Raw genomic sequence first — 14,725 nt, forward strand, 5'->3', positions numbered from 1 at the left:
CGTCAACATCCGCGTACTCGAAACGTGGCTCACGTCCCCAGAGCCTGCTCGAGGTCCGCGATCAGGTCTTCCTTATCCTCGATGCCGATCGACAGGCGGACCACGTCGGGGCCGGCGCCGGACTTCACCTTGGCGGCATCATCGAGCTGGCTGTGCGTGGTGGAAGCCGGGTGGATCACCAGCGAGCGGGTGTCGCCGACATTGGCCAGATGCGAGAACAGCGTCAGCTTCGATACCAGGCTGACGCCGGCGTCATAGCCACCCTTCAGGCTGAAGGTGAACACCGCACCCGCGCCCTTCGGCGCGTATTTGCGCGCGAGCTGGTTGTACTTGTCGTTCGCCAGGCCAGCATAGCTCACCGACGCCACCGCGGGATGGCCGGCGAGGTATTCGGCGATCGCCTTGGCATTGTCGCAGTGCTTCTGCATGCGCAGCGGCAGTGTCTCGATGCCGGTGAGAATGAGGAAGGCGTTGAACGGCGACAGCGCGGGGCCGAGGTCGCGCAGGCCGAGCACGCGGCAAGCGATCGCGAAGGCGAAATTGCCGAACGTCTCGTGCAGCTTGATGCCGTGATATTCGGGTCGCGGCTCCGATAGCATCGGATATTTGCCGTCCTTCGACCAGTCGAAGGTGCCGGCATCGACGATGACGCCGCCGATCGAGTTGCCATGGCCGCCCAAAAATTTCGTCAAGGAATGCACGACGATGTCGGCGCCGTGGTCGATCGGCTTGATCAGATAGGGCGTCGCCAGTGTGTTGTCGACGATCAGCGGCACGCCGGCCTTGCGCGCCACCGTGGAGATCGCTTCGATGTCGGTGATGCTGCCGCCGGGATTGGCGATGGATTCGACGAAGATCGCCTTGGTCCGCGGCGTCACCGCGCGCTCGAAGCTCGAAATGTCATCGGGGTCCGCCCACACCACGTTCCAGCCGAAGCTCTTGAACGCGTGGGTGAACTGGTTGATCGAGCCGCCATAGAGTTTTCGCGCCGCGATGAATTCATCGCCGGGCTGCAGCAATTGCTGCATCACCACGACCTGCGCGGCATGGCCCGAGGCGACCACAAGCGCGGCGGTGCCGCCCTCGAGCGCGGCGACGCGCTCCTCCAGCACGGCGTTCGTGGGATTGCCGATGCGGGTATAGATGTTGCCGAACGATTGGAGGCCGAACAGCGAAGCGGCATGATCCGCGTCGTTGAAGACGAAAGAGGTCGTCTGATAAATCGGCGTTGCGCGCGCGCCGGTCGTCGGATCGGGCTGTGCACCGGCATGCACGGCAAGGGTCGAAAATCCCGGAAGGCGATCGCTCATTCGTGGCGTCCTGTTCTTGGGGGGCGGCTGAAAATGCGCGGCATGCTGATCGCGGCGATGGCCGTCGTCAAGGCGCTCGCGCAGGCATGGCCTTGTTCGAAACTGCCGTGCTTCGCTTTGTCGCGTTCGCGAAACGAATCTTTCGCAGCCGCGTCAGCTCTGCTCGGTCTTGTTCTTGGCCGCGCGATCGGCCGCTGCGGTATTGCCGCCGCCGACACTCGTGCGATTGAGCGACAATTGCATGCCCTGCGTCGGTGCAGGGGGCCGCTTGGAGCTGAGCGTGCGCGAGTTGACGCCCATCCAGGAGATTTCGGAGGACAGCCGGCCATATTCGATCTTGGGGCAGCGGTTCATCACGACCTTGATACCGGCAGCCTCGGCCTTCTCCGCGGCCGCATCGTCGCGTGCCCCCAACTGCATCCAGATCACCTTCGGCAGCGGATCGAGCTTCAAGGCTTCTTCCACAACGGGCATGATGTGACTGGAGTTGCGGAAGATGTCGATCATGTCGACGGGACGGCCGATGTCGGCAAGCGAGCCGACGAAGGGTTTTCCGATGAGATCCTTGCCGACATGGCCGGGATTGACCGGAATCATGTCATAGCCGCGCTGCGCCAGATATTTGAACGCGAAGTAGCTCGGCCGCACATTGACAGGCGAGGCGCCGACCATGGCGATCGACTTCACGCTGTTGAGGATGCCGCGGATGTAGTTGTCGGGATAGGCGTCGTGATTCATCAGCTGTCTTTTTCTTGTCATTGCGAGGAGCGGAGCGACGAAGCAATCCAGTCTAGTCACTGTAGTGGAATTGCTGGATTGCTTCGCTTCGCTCGCAATGACGGGGTTACTTATCTTCCCATTTCGGCTCGCGCTTTTCGATGAAAGCCTGGATGCCTTCCTCGGCATCGCGCGCCATCATGTTCTCGGTCATCACCTCCGCCGCGTAGCGGTAGGCGTCCGCAAGGCTCATCTCGGCCTGGCGGTAGAACGCCTCCTTGCCGAGTTTCACGGTGTAGGCGGATTTCAGCGCGACCTGTTCCGCCAGCGCGATCGCAGCATCGCGTTCGGTGCCGGCCGCGACCACACGGTTGACGAGGCCGATCTCGCGGGCGCGTGCGGCCGGGATCGGCTCGCCGGTCAGCAGCATCTCCATTGCCTGCTTGCGCGGCACGTTCCGCGACAGCGCCACCATCGGCGTTGAGCAGAACAGGCCGATGTCGACGCCCGGCGTGGCAAAGCTGGCGGCGTCGGATGCGATCGCGAGGTCGCAGCTTGCGACGAGTTGGCAGCCGGCCGCCGTCGCAATCCCCTGGACGGCAGCAACCACCGGCTTGGGCAGGCGCACGATGGCCTGCATCATCGCGCTGCAGGCGTTCATGATCTCGGCGAAATAGGCGCGGCCGCGATCGGGATCGCTGCGGCGCGCGGTCAATTCCTTCATGTCGTGACCGGCGGAGAAGGCCGGGCCGTTGGCGGCGATGACGGCGGCGCGGATGCGCTTGTCCTCGGCGATCGCATTGAAGCTCGCATGCAGCTGGCCGATCATCGCCTCCGAGAGGCTGTTGCGCGCGGCAGGGCGGTTCAGCGTGAGCACGGCGATGGTGCCGACGATCTCGCGCAGCAGGATCGGCGGTTCCGGGGAGGGGGCGCGGGCGTGCTGGACGGACATTGAAGATTCCGTTTGGGGTCTTGCAGTTGGATGACGCTGATAACTTAATGTAACAGGCAACGTGAAGCGAGGGCGAGGGGTGGCATGGCGTCAGCGAAAATGAGCGTGGCGGAGGTCGAGCAGTTTCTCCGTGAGGAGTTTCCCCAGGCCTTCAGCGGCGACGACATCACCATCGAGAGCGCTGACGGACAGACCGCGCTGCTGCGCCAGCGCTACAGCGAAAGGATGCTGCGGCCGGGTGGAACCGTGTCGGGTCCGACGCTCATGGCGCTCGCCGATTTCGCCATGTATGTGGTGCTGCTATCCGCGATCGGGCCGATCGGGCTCGCGGTCACCACCAATCTCAACATCAATTTCCTGCGCAAGGGTCAGCCGGGGCAGGACGTGCTGGCGGAAGCCCGCCTTCTGAAGCTCGGCAAGCGGCTGGCGGTCGGGGAGGTGAACCTGCTCTCGGGCACATCGCCGGACCCCATTGCGCATGTCACATCGACCTATTCCATTCCAAATGTTTGAGGTTTTTTGAGGTATTATCGCACCATATTTTTAACTTATTGATTTTGCTGATCTAATTTCTCTTTCGGGGCATTGACCCGCGCGTGTCACTTCTCTAGAAACCGCCCAGTCCGGCGCGTCGTTCGCGCCGTCATCTCCCGTCCACGGAAATTCAGATATGAAAACCTTTTCGGCAAAGCCCGCCGAGGTGACGAAGAAGTGGGTGCTGATCGACGCCAAGGGTCTGGTCGTCGGTCGTCTCGCCACTATCGTTGCCATGCGGCTGCGCGGCAAGCACCTCCCGACCTACACCCCGCATGTCGATTGCGGCGACAACGTCATCATCATCAACGCCCAGCATGCGGTGCTGACCGGTCGCAAGCGCGAGCAGAAGACCTATTACAAGCACACCGGCTATGTCGGCCACGTCAAGGAGCGCACCGCGCGCCAGATCCTCGAAGGCCGTCATCCCGAGCGCGTGCTTGAGAAGGCTGTCGAGCGCATGATCCCGCGTGGGCCGCTCGGTCGCGTCCAGATGGGCAATCTCCGCGTCTATGGCGGGGCCGATCATCCGCACGAGGCCCAGAGCCCGGAAAAGATCGACATCGCGAAGTTGAACCGCAAGAACACGAGGGCCGCATAACATGGCCGAATCCATCCAGTCGCTCGACCAGCTCTCGCAGCTCAAGACGGCCGCGCCCGATGCGCCCAAGCACGAGAAGAAGGTCGACAAGTTCAACCGCGCCTATGCCACCGGCAAGCGCAAGGACGCTGTCGCCCGCGTGTGGATCAAGCCAGGCGCCGGCAAGGTCACGGTCAACTCGCGCGAGCTCGAGGTCTATTTCGCCCGTCCCGTGCTGCGCATGATGATCGAGCAGCCGTTCTCCGTGGCCCAGCGTTCCGGCCAGTACGACGTGATCTGCACCGTCGCCGGTGGCGGTCTGTCCGGCCAGGCCGGCGCCGTCCGCCACGGCATCTCCAAGGCGCTGACGCATTTCGAGCCGGAACTGCGGACCGTGCTCAAGAAGGGCGGCTTCCTGACCCGCGACTCCCGCGTGGTCGAGCGCAAGAAGTACGGCAAGGCAAAGGCCCGCCGGTCCTTCCAGTTCTCCAAGCGCTAACCGCTTCGATAAAATTCGTCGCGAAAGCGGCTTCAATGAAATGCAAAAGGGCGCCGAATTCGGCGCCCTTTTTGTTGTTCGTTTGTATGCAAATTGAGCCGGTGTTTTCCCGAAAAGTTGCGTCTGCATGAAAACCTGAATGGAACTCGCAAGACCTAGCGTCGCACCTGGAAGGGCGCGCGATCGGGCTGATCGCGTAATGACTTGGTTTCAAAGGGGGCTGACATGATGTCGCTCGATAGCATCACGCTATATCTGGTTGCCACGATGGTAGCCGCACTGCTCGGAGCCATGATGGTGTTCTTCGGCAGGCAAGAAAAAAGTCCGGCGCTGAAATGGTGGGGCACCGCCTATCTGCTCGGCGCAGCCTCCGTCGCGCTGTGGACGGCCGCCGGCGACAAGCTCGGCGCGCAGCTCTACCTCGCGCTGAACGCCGTGGGCTTCGTCGCCTGCGGCATGGTCTGGAACGCCGCGCGCGTCTTCCATGGCCGCAAGCCGAACTGGCCGGGACTTCTGTTCGGCGCACTCGGCTGGGCGGGCGCGGTGACGCTGCTCGATCCGGCCGCCGCGACGATGCGCATGTTGATCGGCGCCGGCATCGTCTCGGTCTACGCAGCACTGACCGCGGGCGAGCTCTGGTCCGAGCGGCGCAAAAGCCTGCAACGGAGCTGGCCGGTCTACGCCGTGCCAATCATGCACGGTTGCGTGCTGATGATGCCGGTCCTGATCGGCAGCTTGCTGCGGCCGAACGATCCGCACTTCTCCAGCAGCATCTGGGTCACGGTGTTCGCGGTCGAGCTCATTCTCTACGCCGTCGGCACGGTATTCGTGATCTTCATGCTGGTGTCCGAGCGCACAGTGACCGCGCACAAGACCGCTGCATCGATGGACCCGCTGACCGGCATGTTCAACCGACGCGGTTTTGCGGAAGCCTGCTCACGCGTCATCGAGCGCGAGGCCAAGGCGGGGCGGCCGGTGACGGTCATGATCTTCGACATCGACCACTTCAAGTCGATCAACGACCGCTTCGGCCATCCCGCGGGCGACGAGATGCTCAAGCTGTTCTCGACCGTCGTGACCACCAATCTGCGCATCTCCGACCTGTCGGGCCGGATCGGCGGCGAGGAGTTCGCGGCGCTGCTGCCGTGCTCGCTGGAAGAGGGCGTGCTGGTCGCCGAGCGCGTGCGCGAGGCGTTCGAGACCTCGGGCATCGTCGTCGACGAGGGACCAGTCGACACCACCGTCAGCATCGGCGTCGCCGGTGGGCCGGCCGGCACCGAGCTCGAGGTGCTGCTTGCCGCCGCCGATACCGCGCTCTACCAGGCCAAGCGCGGCGGCCGCAATCGCGTCGAGGCCGCCGAAGAGCTCCCACTTTCGCTGGAAAATTGGCGCCGTCAGACCGCCGCGCGGCTCCCGGTGCCACGGCCCGTGACGGCGTAGGTTGCGAGAAGAGGCGTGCGGTAAGGCGCTGTTTACCGTCGCCCCCTACCATCGTGGTCATGGAGTCGATCCGTCAACAGACCTCGCATGCCGCTCTCGTGTCGCTCGAAACGGCCGCGGCATCCGCACGCGGCGGCTTCGGCTGCATCTTCTCGACATCGGACGAATATGAGACGGCGCTGATCACCGAGCGCCGCGCCCAGGGGCGCTACGCAGAGAAACGCGACTATCGGCCGCTCACGCTGTTTGTGGCCTGCGCGCTGACGGTGGCCGGCATAGTCCTGTTGTTCGCCTGAGAAGAAGCAGGGCGGTTTGGCTGTGACCCCAAGGTGATCCAAGGCGCCGTTTCGGCGCCTTTTTCTTTTCGGCCGCCTGCGCTAGACACGCCCTGTCAAACAAGAAGGGTGGAAACGATGATCACCGAGATCGCACAAATCGACGTCAAGCCGGGCACCGAGAAGGACTTCGAGGCGGCGGTAGCCAAGGCCAAGGCGGCGTTCAGCCGCTCCAAGGGTTTTCAAGGCTTCGAGCTGCACAAATCGATCGAAAAGCCGCAGCGCTACCGGTTGATGGTCAAGTGGGAGACGCTGGAGAACCACACCGTGGACTTCCGCGGCTCGGAAAACTTTGCTGAATGGCGCGGCCTCGTCGGTCAGTACTTTGCCGCGCCGCCCGAGGTCGAGCACACCAATACGGTGGTGACGACGGCTTGAGCCGTCTCAGGCCGCCGCGGCCGGCGCTTCGTAGCTCTTGAAATGATCCAGCAAAACCTTGGCGATGGCGACCAGCGGGAGCGCCAGCGCCAGGCCCCAGATGCCGAAGACGACGCCGAGCAGGATCTGGAACGCGAACAGCGTGGCGGGTGGAATGTCCAGCGCCTGCCGCTGCAGGATCGGCGTCAGCACGTAGCTCTCCATTGCGTGGACGCCGAGAAACAGGATCAGGGCGGAGAGCGCCGCGACCCAGCCTGACGCGATACTTGCCAGCACCACGATCACGCCGGCGATGATGGCGCCGACCGTCGGGATGAAGGCGAGCAGGCCGGCCTGGATTCCCAGGATGAACGAGCCGGGGATGCCGATGATGGCAAGCCCGATCCAGGTCACCACGCCGACTGCGAGCATGACGACGATCTGAGCGATCAGCCAGCGCTCCAGCGTCTCGCCGATGCGGTCGATGATGACCGTGGCACGCGCGCGATGCCCGGCCGGCGCGATGAAGAGGAGCCCATCGTGATAGACGCTGGGCTGCGCCGCGAAGGCGAGCCCCAGGAACAGCACGATGAAGAAGTTGCCGACGGCGCTGATCGTGCCAAGCAGCAGCTTGAGGGTCTGGCTCACGATCGCTCCGCCGCTTGAGGCCAGCGCACCGGCGCCGGGAAGGGCGCCGTGCGGGGTTGACGCGCTTGGCGCCGTTTCCGAGCCGGATGGTGTCGCGTTCGCGGAGGAGGCGTTGCCGATGTCGAAGAAGCTGGTGTCGATGCCGTGGTTTTCGAGGAAGGCTTTGACGGTAACGAGTTGCGACTTGATGGTGTTGCTGAGTGCGGAAGCCTGGTCGGCGATGGTTGCGCCGCCGAGATAGGCCACGCCCGCAAGCATCACCGCAAGCACCACGCAGACGATTGCAAGTCGGAACGGATGCGGCAGCGCGACATGGCGCCCGAGCGCGTTGGTCAGCGCGTTGAGGCCGACGCCGAGCAGCATGCCCGTGAAGATCAGGAGCAGCGTTGCGGCAAAATACCAAGTGAAGACCAAGAGCGCTGCAAACACCACGATACAGATGCCCCCGACCGCGATCGCCCAGGCCTGATCGTTGCGGGTCCGGGATCGTTCATCTGCGGGAAGCGTCACATGGTGTCCTTTGCGCGGCCGGCGTGCACGGTACTCTTTCGCGAAATCCTGCCGCGGATCAAGCCGGGAGCCGCGTGCCGGTTTGACGCGCTCGCAACCTTGGCAGGGCGTTGTGAACGGCCCCGTCGGCCCCCTGGAGCAGCCTTGCTGGGGCGGCCAAGGCCTCAACTGCGTGCCTCCGGGGGCATTCAGGTGAAAATAGCATTGCCGTCCCGCGATCCCCTCGGTTGAAATTGTTCCATCCGACGGGCATGTTTGGAGAATCTTATTCGGCGGGGAGGTCGGAACGGGAGATGAAAAAGCCGGTCGTCGGCGTGATCGGGAATTCCCATCGCGTCGAAAATCGATTTCAGGTCCAGATGGTCGGGGAGCGAAACCTGCGCGCCGTGGCCGAAGTCTGCGGCGGCCTGCCCCTGATGTTTGCGGGCTCGCCCGACATCACAGATATCGGCGCGCTGCTGGATTGCGTTGACGGCATCGTGCTCACCGGCGCCCGCGCCAACGTCCATCCCACGCGCTTCAACGTCGATCCCTGCCAGAAGCACGAGCCTTACGACATTCACCGCGACGAGGTCGCGCTGGCGCTCTCGCTCGCCTGCGTCGCCCGCGGCATCCCGCTGTTCGGCATCTGCCGCGGCCTCCAGGAGATGAACGTCGCCTTCGGCGGCTCGCTGCATCCCGAGATCCGCGAATTGCCCGGCCGCATGAACCACCGCATGCCGCGGCTGGAGAACGGCGAGATCCATCCCGATCCCACCGTCGTGTTCGCCGACCGCCATGATGTCGATCTCACCCCCGGCGGTGCCTTCGCCAAAATCCTTGGTTGCGAAAAGATCAAGGTCAATTCGCTGCACGGCCAGGGCATTCTGGAGCCGGGCAAGCGCGTGCTGATCGAAGGCGTCGCCGAGGACGGCACCATCGAGGCGATCCGCATCGCGGAAGCCCCGACCTTTGCGCTCGGCGTGCAATGGCACGCGGAATACGACCCGCAGCGCAATCCGATCAACCGGAAGATCTTTCAGGCGTTTGGCGAGGCGCTCGTGGCGCGGCAGCGCGCGACGGCGTAGCGGCCGCCACCTCGTCATTGCGAGCGCAGCGAAGCAATCCGGAGATATATCCGCGGAAAGATTCTGGATTGCTTCGCTGCGCTCGCAATGACTGAGGGGAGACGTGAAGGTCGATCTCCAATTCGCAAGCGCAGCGTGTAGGATGAGTAGAGCCGCGGTCTACCCGTCCCACGGAATCAAACAAAAAGGCGCCCCTCTCGGAGCGCCTTTCGTTTGTCGTCGTCCGGGGCCGCTTAGCCCGAATAATACATCTCAAACTCGACCGGGTGCGGGGTCATTTCGAAGCGCTCGACTTCGGTCATCTTCAGCTCGATGTAGCTGTCGATGAAGTCGTCGTCGAACACGCCGCCGGCCTTGAGGAAGGCGCGGTCCTTGTCGAGGTTTTCGAGCGCCTCGCGAAGCGAGCCGCACACGGTCGGGATCTGCTTCAGCTCTTCCTTCGGAAGGTCGTAGAGATCCTTGTCCATCGCGGGGCCCGGATCGAGCTTGTTCTTCACGCCGTCGAGACCAGCCATCAGCATCGCGGCGAAGCCGAGATAGGGATTGGCGAGCGGGTCGGGGAAGCGCACCTCGACGCGCTTGGCCTTGGGCGAAGCGGTGTAGGGGATGCGGCAGGAGGCCGAGCGGTTGCGCGCGGAGTAGGCGAGCAGCACCGGCGCCTCATAGCCCGGGACCAGACGCTTGTAGGAGTTGGTCGTCGGGTTGGTGAAGGCGTTGATCGCCTTGGCGTGCTTGATGATGCCGGCGATGTAGGACAGGCAGGTCTCCGACAGGTCGGAATACTTGTTGCCCGCGAACACCGGCTTGCCGTCCTTCCAGATCGACTGGTGAACGTGCATGCCCGAGCCGTTGTCGCCATAGACCGGCTTCGGCATGAAGGTGGCGGTCTTGCCGTAGATGTGCGCGACCTGGTGGATGCAGTACTTGTAGATCTGCAGGTGGTCGGCCATCAGGGTCAGCGTGTCGAACTTCATGCCGAGCTCGTGCTGGGCGGAAGCGACCTCGTGATGATGCTTCTCGACCTTCACGCCCATCTTGGCCATGGCGCCCAGCATCTCCGAGCGCATGTCCTGGACCGAATCCTGCGGCGGCACCGGGAAGTAGCCGGCCTTGGTGCGGACGCGGTGGCCGAGGTTGCCGCCCTCATATTCAGTGTCGGAGTTGGTCGGCAGTTCCGAGGAGTCGAGCCGGAAACCGGTATTGTAGGGCTGCGCCGAATAGCGCACGTCGTCGAACACGAAGAACTCGGCCTCGGGGCCGACATAGACGGCGTCGCCGATGCCCATCGACTTCACCATCGCCTCGGCCTTCTTGGCGATGCCGCGGGGATCGCGGTTGTAGGGCTCGCCGGTGGTCGGCTCGAGCACGTCACAGACGATGACCATGGTGGTCTCTGCGAAGAACGGATCGATCGTCGCGGTGACCGGGTCGGGCATCAGGCACATGTCGGACTCGTTGATCGCCTTCCAGCCGGCGATCGAGGAACCGTCGAACATCTGGCCTTCGGCAAAGGTGTCCTCTTCGATCATGCTGACGTCGAAGGTCACGTGCTGCCACTTGCCGCGCGGATCGGTGAAACGGAGGTCGACGTACTTGACGTCGTTGTCCTTGATCGCTTTCAGGACGTCTTTGGCGGTCTTCATGCATACCCCTTTTGGCTCTGCGGGTCGGTTTCCAGACTACGAGCGACGTTGTTCTCGCTTCTTGAGGCGCGCGAGTGCACAAACGACATCAGGCCGCCGAGGCGGCCTTATTTCTTAGGTAGAGTGTCGCAAAATGCGGGATAGCACCCGGCTCAGATAGCGTCCAGCCCGGATTCGCCGGTCCGGATGCGGATGGCTTCTTCGATGTTGGAGACGAAGATCTTGCCGTCGCCGATGCGCCCGGTCTGTGCCGCGCGGCGGATCGCGTCGATCGCGCGCTCGACCAGATCGTCGCCGATCACGATCTCGATTTTGACCTTGGGCAGGAAGTCCACGATGTATTCTGCGCCGCGGTAAAGTTCGGCATGACCTTTCTGTCGTCCGAAGCCCTTGGCTTCGGTCACGGTAATGCCTTGCAGTCCGACTTCCTGGAGCGCCTCTTTTACCTCGTCGAGCTTGAACGGCTTGATGATGGCTTCGATTTTCTTCACTGCGCGTCTCCCGGCCTTTCGATCAAATAGCAACGTCTGCGTCAGGATGCGCTTTGTCTTGGCGCGAAGTTGTCCTCAGTCCCAAGCTGCCTGACCAGCCCGGGCGGCGGCTGGTCACACCCTGATGAATGCCAGTGAGCACGACGAACCGAAGCGGCTTCCTCGAAAGCAGGGTCTATGCCAAGTTGCAAATGCCCAGATTTTTGGAGCGTTATCAGCCTTTTAACGAGCATCTCGGATAGGTGGGACCAACCAGCCCAAGATAGCGAAGACTACGAAATAGGCAAACGGTTCAATCTGTGGGCAGACTACGGGATTTGAGCCGGGGTCGGCACGGAAACTGCCTGTTGAAAAGGCGTTTGTACCAGGGAAGTGGCATGGAAGTTCTGACCAACGCGGAAATGCAGCGGGCCGACCAGCTCACCATCGCGGCCGGCACGCCCGGTTTCAAGCTGATGCTGAGTGCCGGCCAGGCGGTCGCTGAAGCGGCTGGCGCGCTGGCGGAAGAGGGGCCGATCCTGGTGGTGGCCGGTCCCGGCAACAATGGCGGCGACGGTTTTGTTGCCGCAGCCGAGCTTGCAGCGCAGGGGCGCGAGGTCTCCGTGATCCTGATGTGCGAGCGCGACCAGCTCCAGGGCGATGCGGCCTCTGCCGCGCGCGGCTGGAAGCATCCGCTCCTGCCGTTCAATCCGCAGGCGATCGGAAGGCCCGCGCTGATCATCGATGCGCTGTTCGGCGCCGGCCTCAGCCGTCCGCTCGAAGGCGTGGCGCGCGAGATGATCGAGGCGATCAACGCCAATGGCGCGCCGGTGCTGGCCGTCGACCTGCCGAGCGGCATCAACGGCACCAGCGCAAGCGTGATGGGCGTTGCGGTGAACGCCACCGAGACCGTCACCTTCTTCCGCAAGAAGCCCGCGCATCTTCTATTGCCCGGCAGGATCCATTGCGGCCGTGTACGCGTCGCCGACATCGGCATCGGAAGCGAGGTGCTCGGGGAGATCGAGCCGCAACTGTTCGAGAACGATCCGGACTTTTGGGGCGCGACATTTCCGGTGCCGCGGATCGATGGCCACAAATATGCGCGCGGCCACGTGCTCGCGATATCCGGTGATGCCGCGGCAACCGGTGCCGCACGACTGGCCGCGCGCGCCGCACTGCGTGCCGGCGCAGGGCTCGTAACCCTGGCCAGCCCGCGCGATGCGCTCGCGATCAACGCCGGCGCGTTGACGGCGGTGATGGTCCGCCCGGTCGACACCGCGATCGAGTTCGGCGAGCTCCTCTCTGACAAACGCTACAACACCTGCATCATCGGTCCAGGCGCCGGCACGGGCGAGCGCACCTGCGACTTCGTCCACACCGCGCTCACCGCGCAGCGCCATCTCGTGCTCGATGCGGATGCGCTGACGAGTTTTGCCGCCAATCCCGAGCGGCTGTTTGAATCGATCAAGTCGTCGCTCGGCAGCGAGGTCGTGCTGACGCCGCATGAGGGCGAGTTTCCGCGCCTGTTCTCCGACCTCAGCAACAAGCATCCCGGCCGCTCGAAACTCGAGCGCGTCCGTGCTGCTGCTGAGCGCTGCGGCGCAGTCGTGCTTCTGAAGGGGCCGGACACCACCATCGCCGCGCCCGATGGCCGCGCCACCATCGCTGCCAACGCGCCGCCCTGGCTCGCCACCGCCGGAGCTGGCGACGTGCTCTCAGGCATCATCGCGGGACTTCTGGCGCAGGGCGTGCCGGCCTTCGAGGCCGCGAGCATCGGCGTCTGGATGCATGGTGAGGCAGCAAGCGAAGCTGGCCCCGGCCTGATTGCGGAGGACCTGACCGAGACGCTGCCTGCGGTGCACCGGCGGGTCTATGATGCGTTGGGAGTGGAGTACTAGTGCTCAGGCAACTCGCGTTGGTCGATATGGAAGCGGCCGCGCGGGTGCACCGCATCGCCTTCGACGATGCGATGCCGTGGCTGGTCGGGCTGCACACGCCCGATGAGGACCGCTGGTTCTATCGCGAGCGGGTCTTTGCTTCGTGCCGCCTGTGGGGCCGTTTTGACGGGGGCGCGCTAACGGGAATCATTGCGTTCCGCGACGGCTGGGTCGAGCAACTCTACGTACTGCCCGACGCGCAAGGTCTTGGCGTTGGCAGCGAGTTGCTTGATGTCGCCAAGAGCACCTTCGAACGCCTGCAGCTTTGGACCTTCCAGCGCAATTCTCGGGCTCGACGCTTCTATGAGTTTCGCGGGTTCACGCTGGTCGAGGAGACCGACGGGGCACGGAACGAGGAGAAAGAACCGGACGCCCGCTACATCTGGAGGCGCCGGTAGGGCATTCACTCCACCGCGTACCAGCGGACGAGCCGCGGTGCGGCCCAGCCGGTCGCAACGGACTCGACCAGCCAGCGACCAGGGTAGGTCGCCGCGAATCCGATGCGCTGGGTTTGGCCCGGCTCGATCGCGAGCGTGTCGAGCCAGTACGGTTTCCAGCCGTCGTCGAGCCTGTCGAGCAGGCGAAAATGATGGCCATGCAGGTGGAAGGTGGTGGTGACGGAGGCGGAGTTCTTCAGGGCCAATACGACCGTGCGGCCGGCCTTGGCCCGAAAGACTGGGGCGGAGGAGGCGGCGAAACCTGCCGGCCGGGTCCAGCCGGCGTCAGGGGCGCCGAGCGCGACATCGAACCGCAGGGCGCCCTTCAGATCGAGTTGGACGGCAAGGTCATTCGAGGGGAGTGGCGATGGCGGCAGCAGCGGTGCGCGTCGCTCGAACCCGCCGGTGATCGCGAGGGTCCCGATCTGGCGCGCCTCCTTGCCGTCATGCAGCAGGAATGAGGCCGATGTGGCCGTATCCACGAATGCGTCCGCTCGCGCGCCAGGCGCGAGCACCAGAGCACCGTTACGGGCCGGGAAGGGCTCGGCGGGCTGTCCGTCCATCGCCATCACGCGGACGTCGTGGTTTTCCAATTTGATCGCCAGGACAGTACGTTGGGAGCCGTTGATAAAGCGCAGCCGCAGCCGCTGATTGCCGAACGCTGAGAGCTCGAATGAAGTGCGCCCGTTGAGCGTATAGAGCGGTGTCGTCGCACTGGGGTCGTTGCCCGGCGCGATCGCGCCCCCGTCCGGCCGAACGCGCCATTCCTCGATCAACAACACCTCATCACGGTCCACGGCAACGGGGTCGGCTTCCTCGACGATGATCGGAAGCGGCCGGATGGGCTGCTTCGGGCCCTCCTCGAAGAGGTTGAGGTCGGCCAGCAGGGTCCCGGCGTGGGGCATTGAAATCATTGATGTTGTTGTCGCCCCCGGGGCTGCGGCGGCGGCACCCAGCAGCGGCTCCGCAGCCGCAGCGCCATCGAGGCCGTACCAGACCGGTACGACCGGCACAGGCAAATCGTTGCGCAGGGTCACCTCGCAGCGGTCGCCTCGCTTGAGCCGGACCCCACCCGCAGCACTTGGCGCAACCAATTCCCAGATTGGCGTCGCTGGCTGTCCCGGCCTCAGAGCCAGGGGCGCGGGCCGCGCCTGGAGGGCGAGTCGCGCGGCCGCCGACGGCGCTGCTCCGGCCCCGGCCAGACCTGCCGCCGAGGCCGCCAGGCCGGCCAAGACCTCACGGCGGGTCGGGGCAAAAAATCGCTTCGTCATGAGGGTGATGCGGACCAC

16 protein-coding genes are annotated in these 14,725 nt (G+C 64.2%); 9 read left to right on the top strand and 7 right to left on the bottom strand.

Annotated features, from left to right (window positions below; all coding sequences use genetic code 11):
• Positions 1-29: 29 nt before the first annotated feature.
• The 3 genes from ACV1FX_RS27945 to ACV1FX_RS27955 all read right to left on the bottom strand — a co-directional run bounded on the left by ACV1FX_RS27945 (position 30) and on the right by ACV1FX_RS27955 (position 2,979).
• On the bottom strand, positions 30-1,310 hold the full coding sequence (locus tag ACV1FX_RS27945; RefSeq protein WP_473120783.1) for an O-acetylhomoserine aminocarboxypropyltransferase: 1,281 nt from the start codon (positions 1,308-1,310) through the stop codon (positions 30-32).
• Positions 1,311-1,463: 153 nt separating this feature from the next.
• Entirely contained in the window at positions 1,464-2,048 is a 585-nt protein-coding gene (locus ACV1FX_RS27950) for a CoA-binding protein (protein ID WP_473120784.1), read from the bottom strand.
• A gap of 106 nt (positions 2,049-2,154) precedes the next feature.
• Positions 2,155-2,979, bottom strand: coding sequence for an enoyl-CoA hydratase (locus ACV1FX_RS27955; protein WP_473120785.1), 825 nt, complete (start codon positions 2,977-2,979; stop codon positions 2,155-2,157).
• An 84-nt stretch (positions 2,980-3,063) separates the two neighbouring features.
• On the opposite strand from ACV1FX_RS27955, the gene ACV1FX_RS27960 reads away from it, so the two are divergent.
• The 6 genes from ACV1FX_RS27960 to ACV1FX_RS27985 all read left to right on the top strand — a co-directional run bounded on the left by ACV1FX_RS27960 (position 3,064) and on the right by ACV1FX_RS27985 (position 6,745).
• A complete protein-coding gene (locus tag ACV1FX_RS27960; protein WP_473120786.1) occupies positions 3,064-3,492 on the top strand; it encodes a PaaI family thioesterase in 429 nt (142 codons plus the stop codon).
• Between the two features lie 157 nt (positions 3,493-3,649).
• Positions 3,650-4,114 (top strand): 50S ribosomal protein L13, encoded by a 465-nt coding sequence (rplM, locus tag ACV1FX_RS27965; RefSeq protein WP_027522853.1) that lies wholly within the window; start codon positions 3,650-3,652, stop codon positions 4,112-4,114.
• Position 4,115: 1 nt separating this feature from the next.
• Positions 4,116-4,592 (top strand): 30S ribosomal protein S9, encoded by a 477-nt coding sequence (gene rpsI, locus ACV1FX_RS27970; RefSeq protein ID WP_473120787.1) that lies wholly within the window; start codon positions 4,116-4,118, stop codon positions 4,590-4,592.
• Between the two features lie 225 nt (positions 4,593-4,817).
• Positions 4,818-6,032, top strand: coding sequence for a GGDEF domain-containing protein (locus ACV1FX_RS27975; protein WP_473120788.1), 1,215 nt, complete (start codon positions 4,818-4,820; stop codon positions 6,030-6,032).
• A 59-nt stretch (positions 6,033-6,091) separates the two neighbouring features.
• On the top strand, positions 6,092-6,328 hold the full coding sequence (locus ACV1FX_RS27980) for a hypothetical protein (RefSeq protein WP_473120789.1): 237 nt from the start codon (positions 6,092-6,094) through the stop codon (positions 6,326-6,328).
• Positions 6,329-6,445: 117 nt separating this feature from the next.
• Positions 6,446-6,745, top strand: coding sequence for an antibiotic biosynthesis monooxygenase family protein (locus tag ACV1FX_RS27985; protein ID WP_473120790.1), 300 nt, complete (start codon positions 6,446-6,448; stop codon positions 6,743-6,745).
• A gap of 6 nt (positions 6,746-6,751) precedes the next feature.
• On the opposite strand, the gene ACV1FX_RS27990 is transcribed toward ACV1FX_RS27985, so the two are convergent.
• A complete protein-coding gene (locus ACV1FX_RS27990; RefSeq protein WP_473120791.1) occupies positions 6,752-7,882 on the bottom strand; it encodes an AI-2E family transporter in 1,131 nt (376 codons plus the stop codon).
• Positions 7,883-8,175: 293 nt separating this feature from the next.
• Between ACV1FX_RS27990 and ACV1FX_RS27995 the strand changes: the two genes are divergently transcribed.
• Positions 8,176-8,949, top strand: coding sequence for a gamma-glutamyl-gamma-aminobutyrate hydrolase family protein (locus tag ACV1FX_RS27995; RefSeq protein ID WP_473120792.1), 774 nt, complete (start codon positions 8,176-8,178; stop codon positions 8,947-8,949).
• Between the two features lie 233 nt (positions 8,950-9,182).
• On the opposite strand, the gene glnA is transcribed toward ACV1FX_RS27995, so the two are convergent.
• Both glnA and ACV1FX_RS28005 read right to left on the bottom strand, forming a co-directional pair.
• Positions 9,183-10,592 (bottom strand): type I glutamate--ammonia ligase, encoded by a 1,410-nt coding sequence (gene glnA / locus ACV1FX_RS28000; RefSeq protein ID WP_473120793.1) that lies wholly within the window; start codon positions 10,590-10,592, stop codon positions 9,183-9,185.
• A 152-nt stretch (positions 10,593-10,744) separates the two neighbouring features.
• Positions 10,745-11,083 (bottom strand): P-II family nitrogen regulator, encoded by a 339-nt coding sequence (locus ACV1FX_RS28005; RefSeq protein WP_007603495.1) that lies wholly within the window; start codon positions 11,081-11,083, stop codon positions 10,745-10,747.
• 377 nt (positions 11,084-11,460) lie between these two features.
• Here ACV1FX_RS28005 and ACV1FX_RS28010 point away from each other — a divergent pair, with 377 nt between their 5' ends.
• Together ACV1FX_RS28010 and ACV1FX_RS28015 are read left to right on the top strand one after the other, a co-directional pair.
• Entirely contained in the window at positions 11,461-12,960 is a 1,500-nt protein-coding gene (locus ACV1FX_RS28010; RefSeq protein WP_473120794.1) for an NAD(P)H-hydrate dehydratase, read from the top strand.
• A complete protein-coding gene (locus ACV1FX_RS28015) occupies positions 12,960-13,397 on the top strand; it encodes a GNAT family N-acetyltransferase (RefSeq protein ID WP_473120795.1) in 438 nt (145 codons plus the stop codon). Before ACV1FX_RS28010 ends, ACV1FX_RS28015 begins: the two co-directional genes overlap by 1 nt.
• Positions 13,398-13,402: 5 nt before the next feature.
• On the opposite strand, the gene ACV1FX_RS28020 is transcribed toward ACV1FX_RS28015, so the two are convergent.
• Positions 13,403-14,707 (bottom strand): multicopper oxidase domain-containing protein, encoded by a 1,305-nt coding sequence (locus ACV1FX_RS28020; protein WP_473120863.1) that lies wholly within the window; start codon positions 14,705-14,707, stop codon positions 13,403-13,405.
• Positions 14,708-14,725 lie beyond the last annotated feature (18 nt).

This window comes from Bradyrhizobium ingae, assembly GCF_055791185.1.

Bases quoted from the DNA above. Each gene is read 5' to 3' on its own strand.
- ACV1FX_RS27955 (WP_473120785.1), bottom strand. From the start codon at position 2,979: ATGTCCGTCCAGCACGCCCGCGCCCCCTCCCCGGAACCGCCGATCCTG.
- ACV1FX_RS27975 (WP_473120788.1), top strand. From the start codon at position 4,818: ATGATGTCGCTCGATAGCATCACGCTATATCTGGTTGCCACGATGGTA.
- ACV1FX_RS27960 (WP_473120786.1), top strand. From the start codon at position 3,064: ATGGCGTCAGCGAAAATGAGCGTGGCGGAGGTCGAGCAGTTTCTCCGT.
- ACV1FX_RS27945 (WP_473120783.1), bottom strand. From the start codon at position 1,310: ATGAGCGATCGCCTTCCGGGATTTTCGACCCTTGCCGTGCATGCCGGT.
- ACV1FX_RS27950 (WP_473120784.1), bottom strand. From the start codon at position 2,048: ATGAATCACGACGCCTATCCCGACAACTACATCCGCGGCATCCTCAAC.
- rplM (WP_027522853.1), top strand. From the start codon at position 3,650: ATGAAAACCTTTTCGGCAAAGCCCGCCGAGGTGACGAAGAAGTGGGTG.
- ACV1FX_RS27980 (WP_473120789.1), top strand. From the start codon at position 6,092: ATGGAGTCGATCCGTCAACAGACCTCGCATGCCGCTCTCGTGTCGCTC.
- ACV1FX_RS27995 (WP_473120792.1), top strand. From the start codon at position 8,176: ATGAAAAAGCCGGTCGTCGGCGTGATCGGGAATTCCCATCGCGTCGAA.
- rpsI (WP_473120787.1), top strand. From the start codon at position 4,116: ATGGCCGAATCCATCCAGTCGCTCGACCAGCTCTCGCAGCTCAAGACG.
- ACV1FX_RS28020 (WP_473120863.1), bottom strand. From the start codon at position 14,707: ATGACGAAGCGATTTTTTGCCCCGACCCGCCGTGAGGTCTTGGCCGGC.
- glnA (WP_473120793.1), bottom strand. From the start codon at position 10,592: ATGAAGACCGCCAAAGACGTCCTGAAAGCGATCAAGGACAACGACGTC.
- ACV1FX_RS28010 (WP_473120794.1), top strand. From the start codon at position 11,461: ATGGAAGTTCTGACCAACGCGGAAATGCAGCGGGCCGACCAGCTCACC.
- ACV1FX_RS27985 (WP_473120790.1), top strand. From the start codon at position 6,446: ATGATCACCGAGATCGCACAAATCGACGTCAAGCCGGGCACCGAGAAG.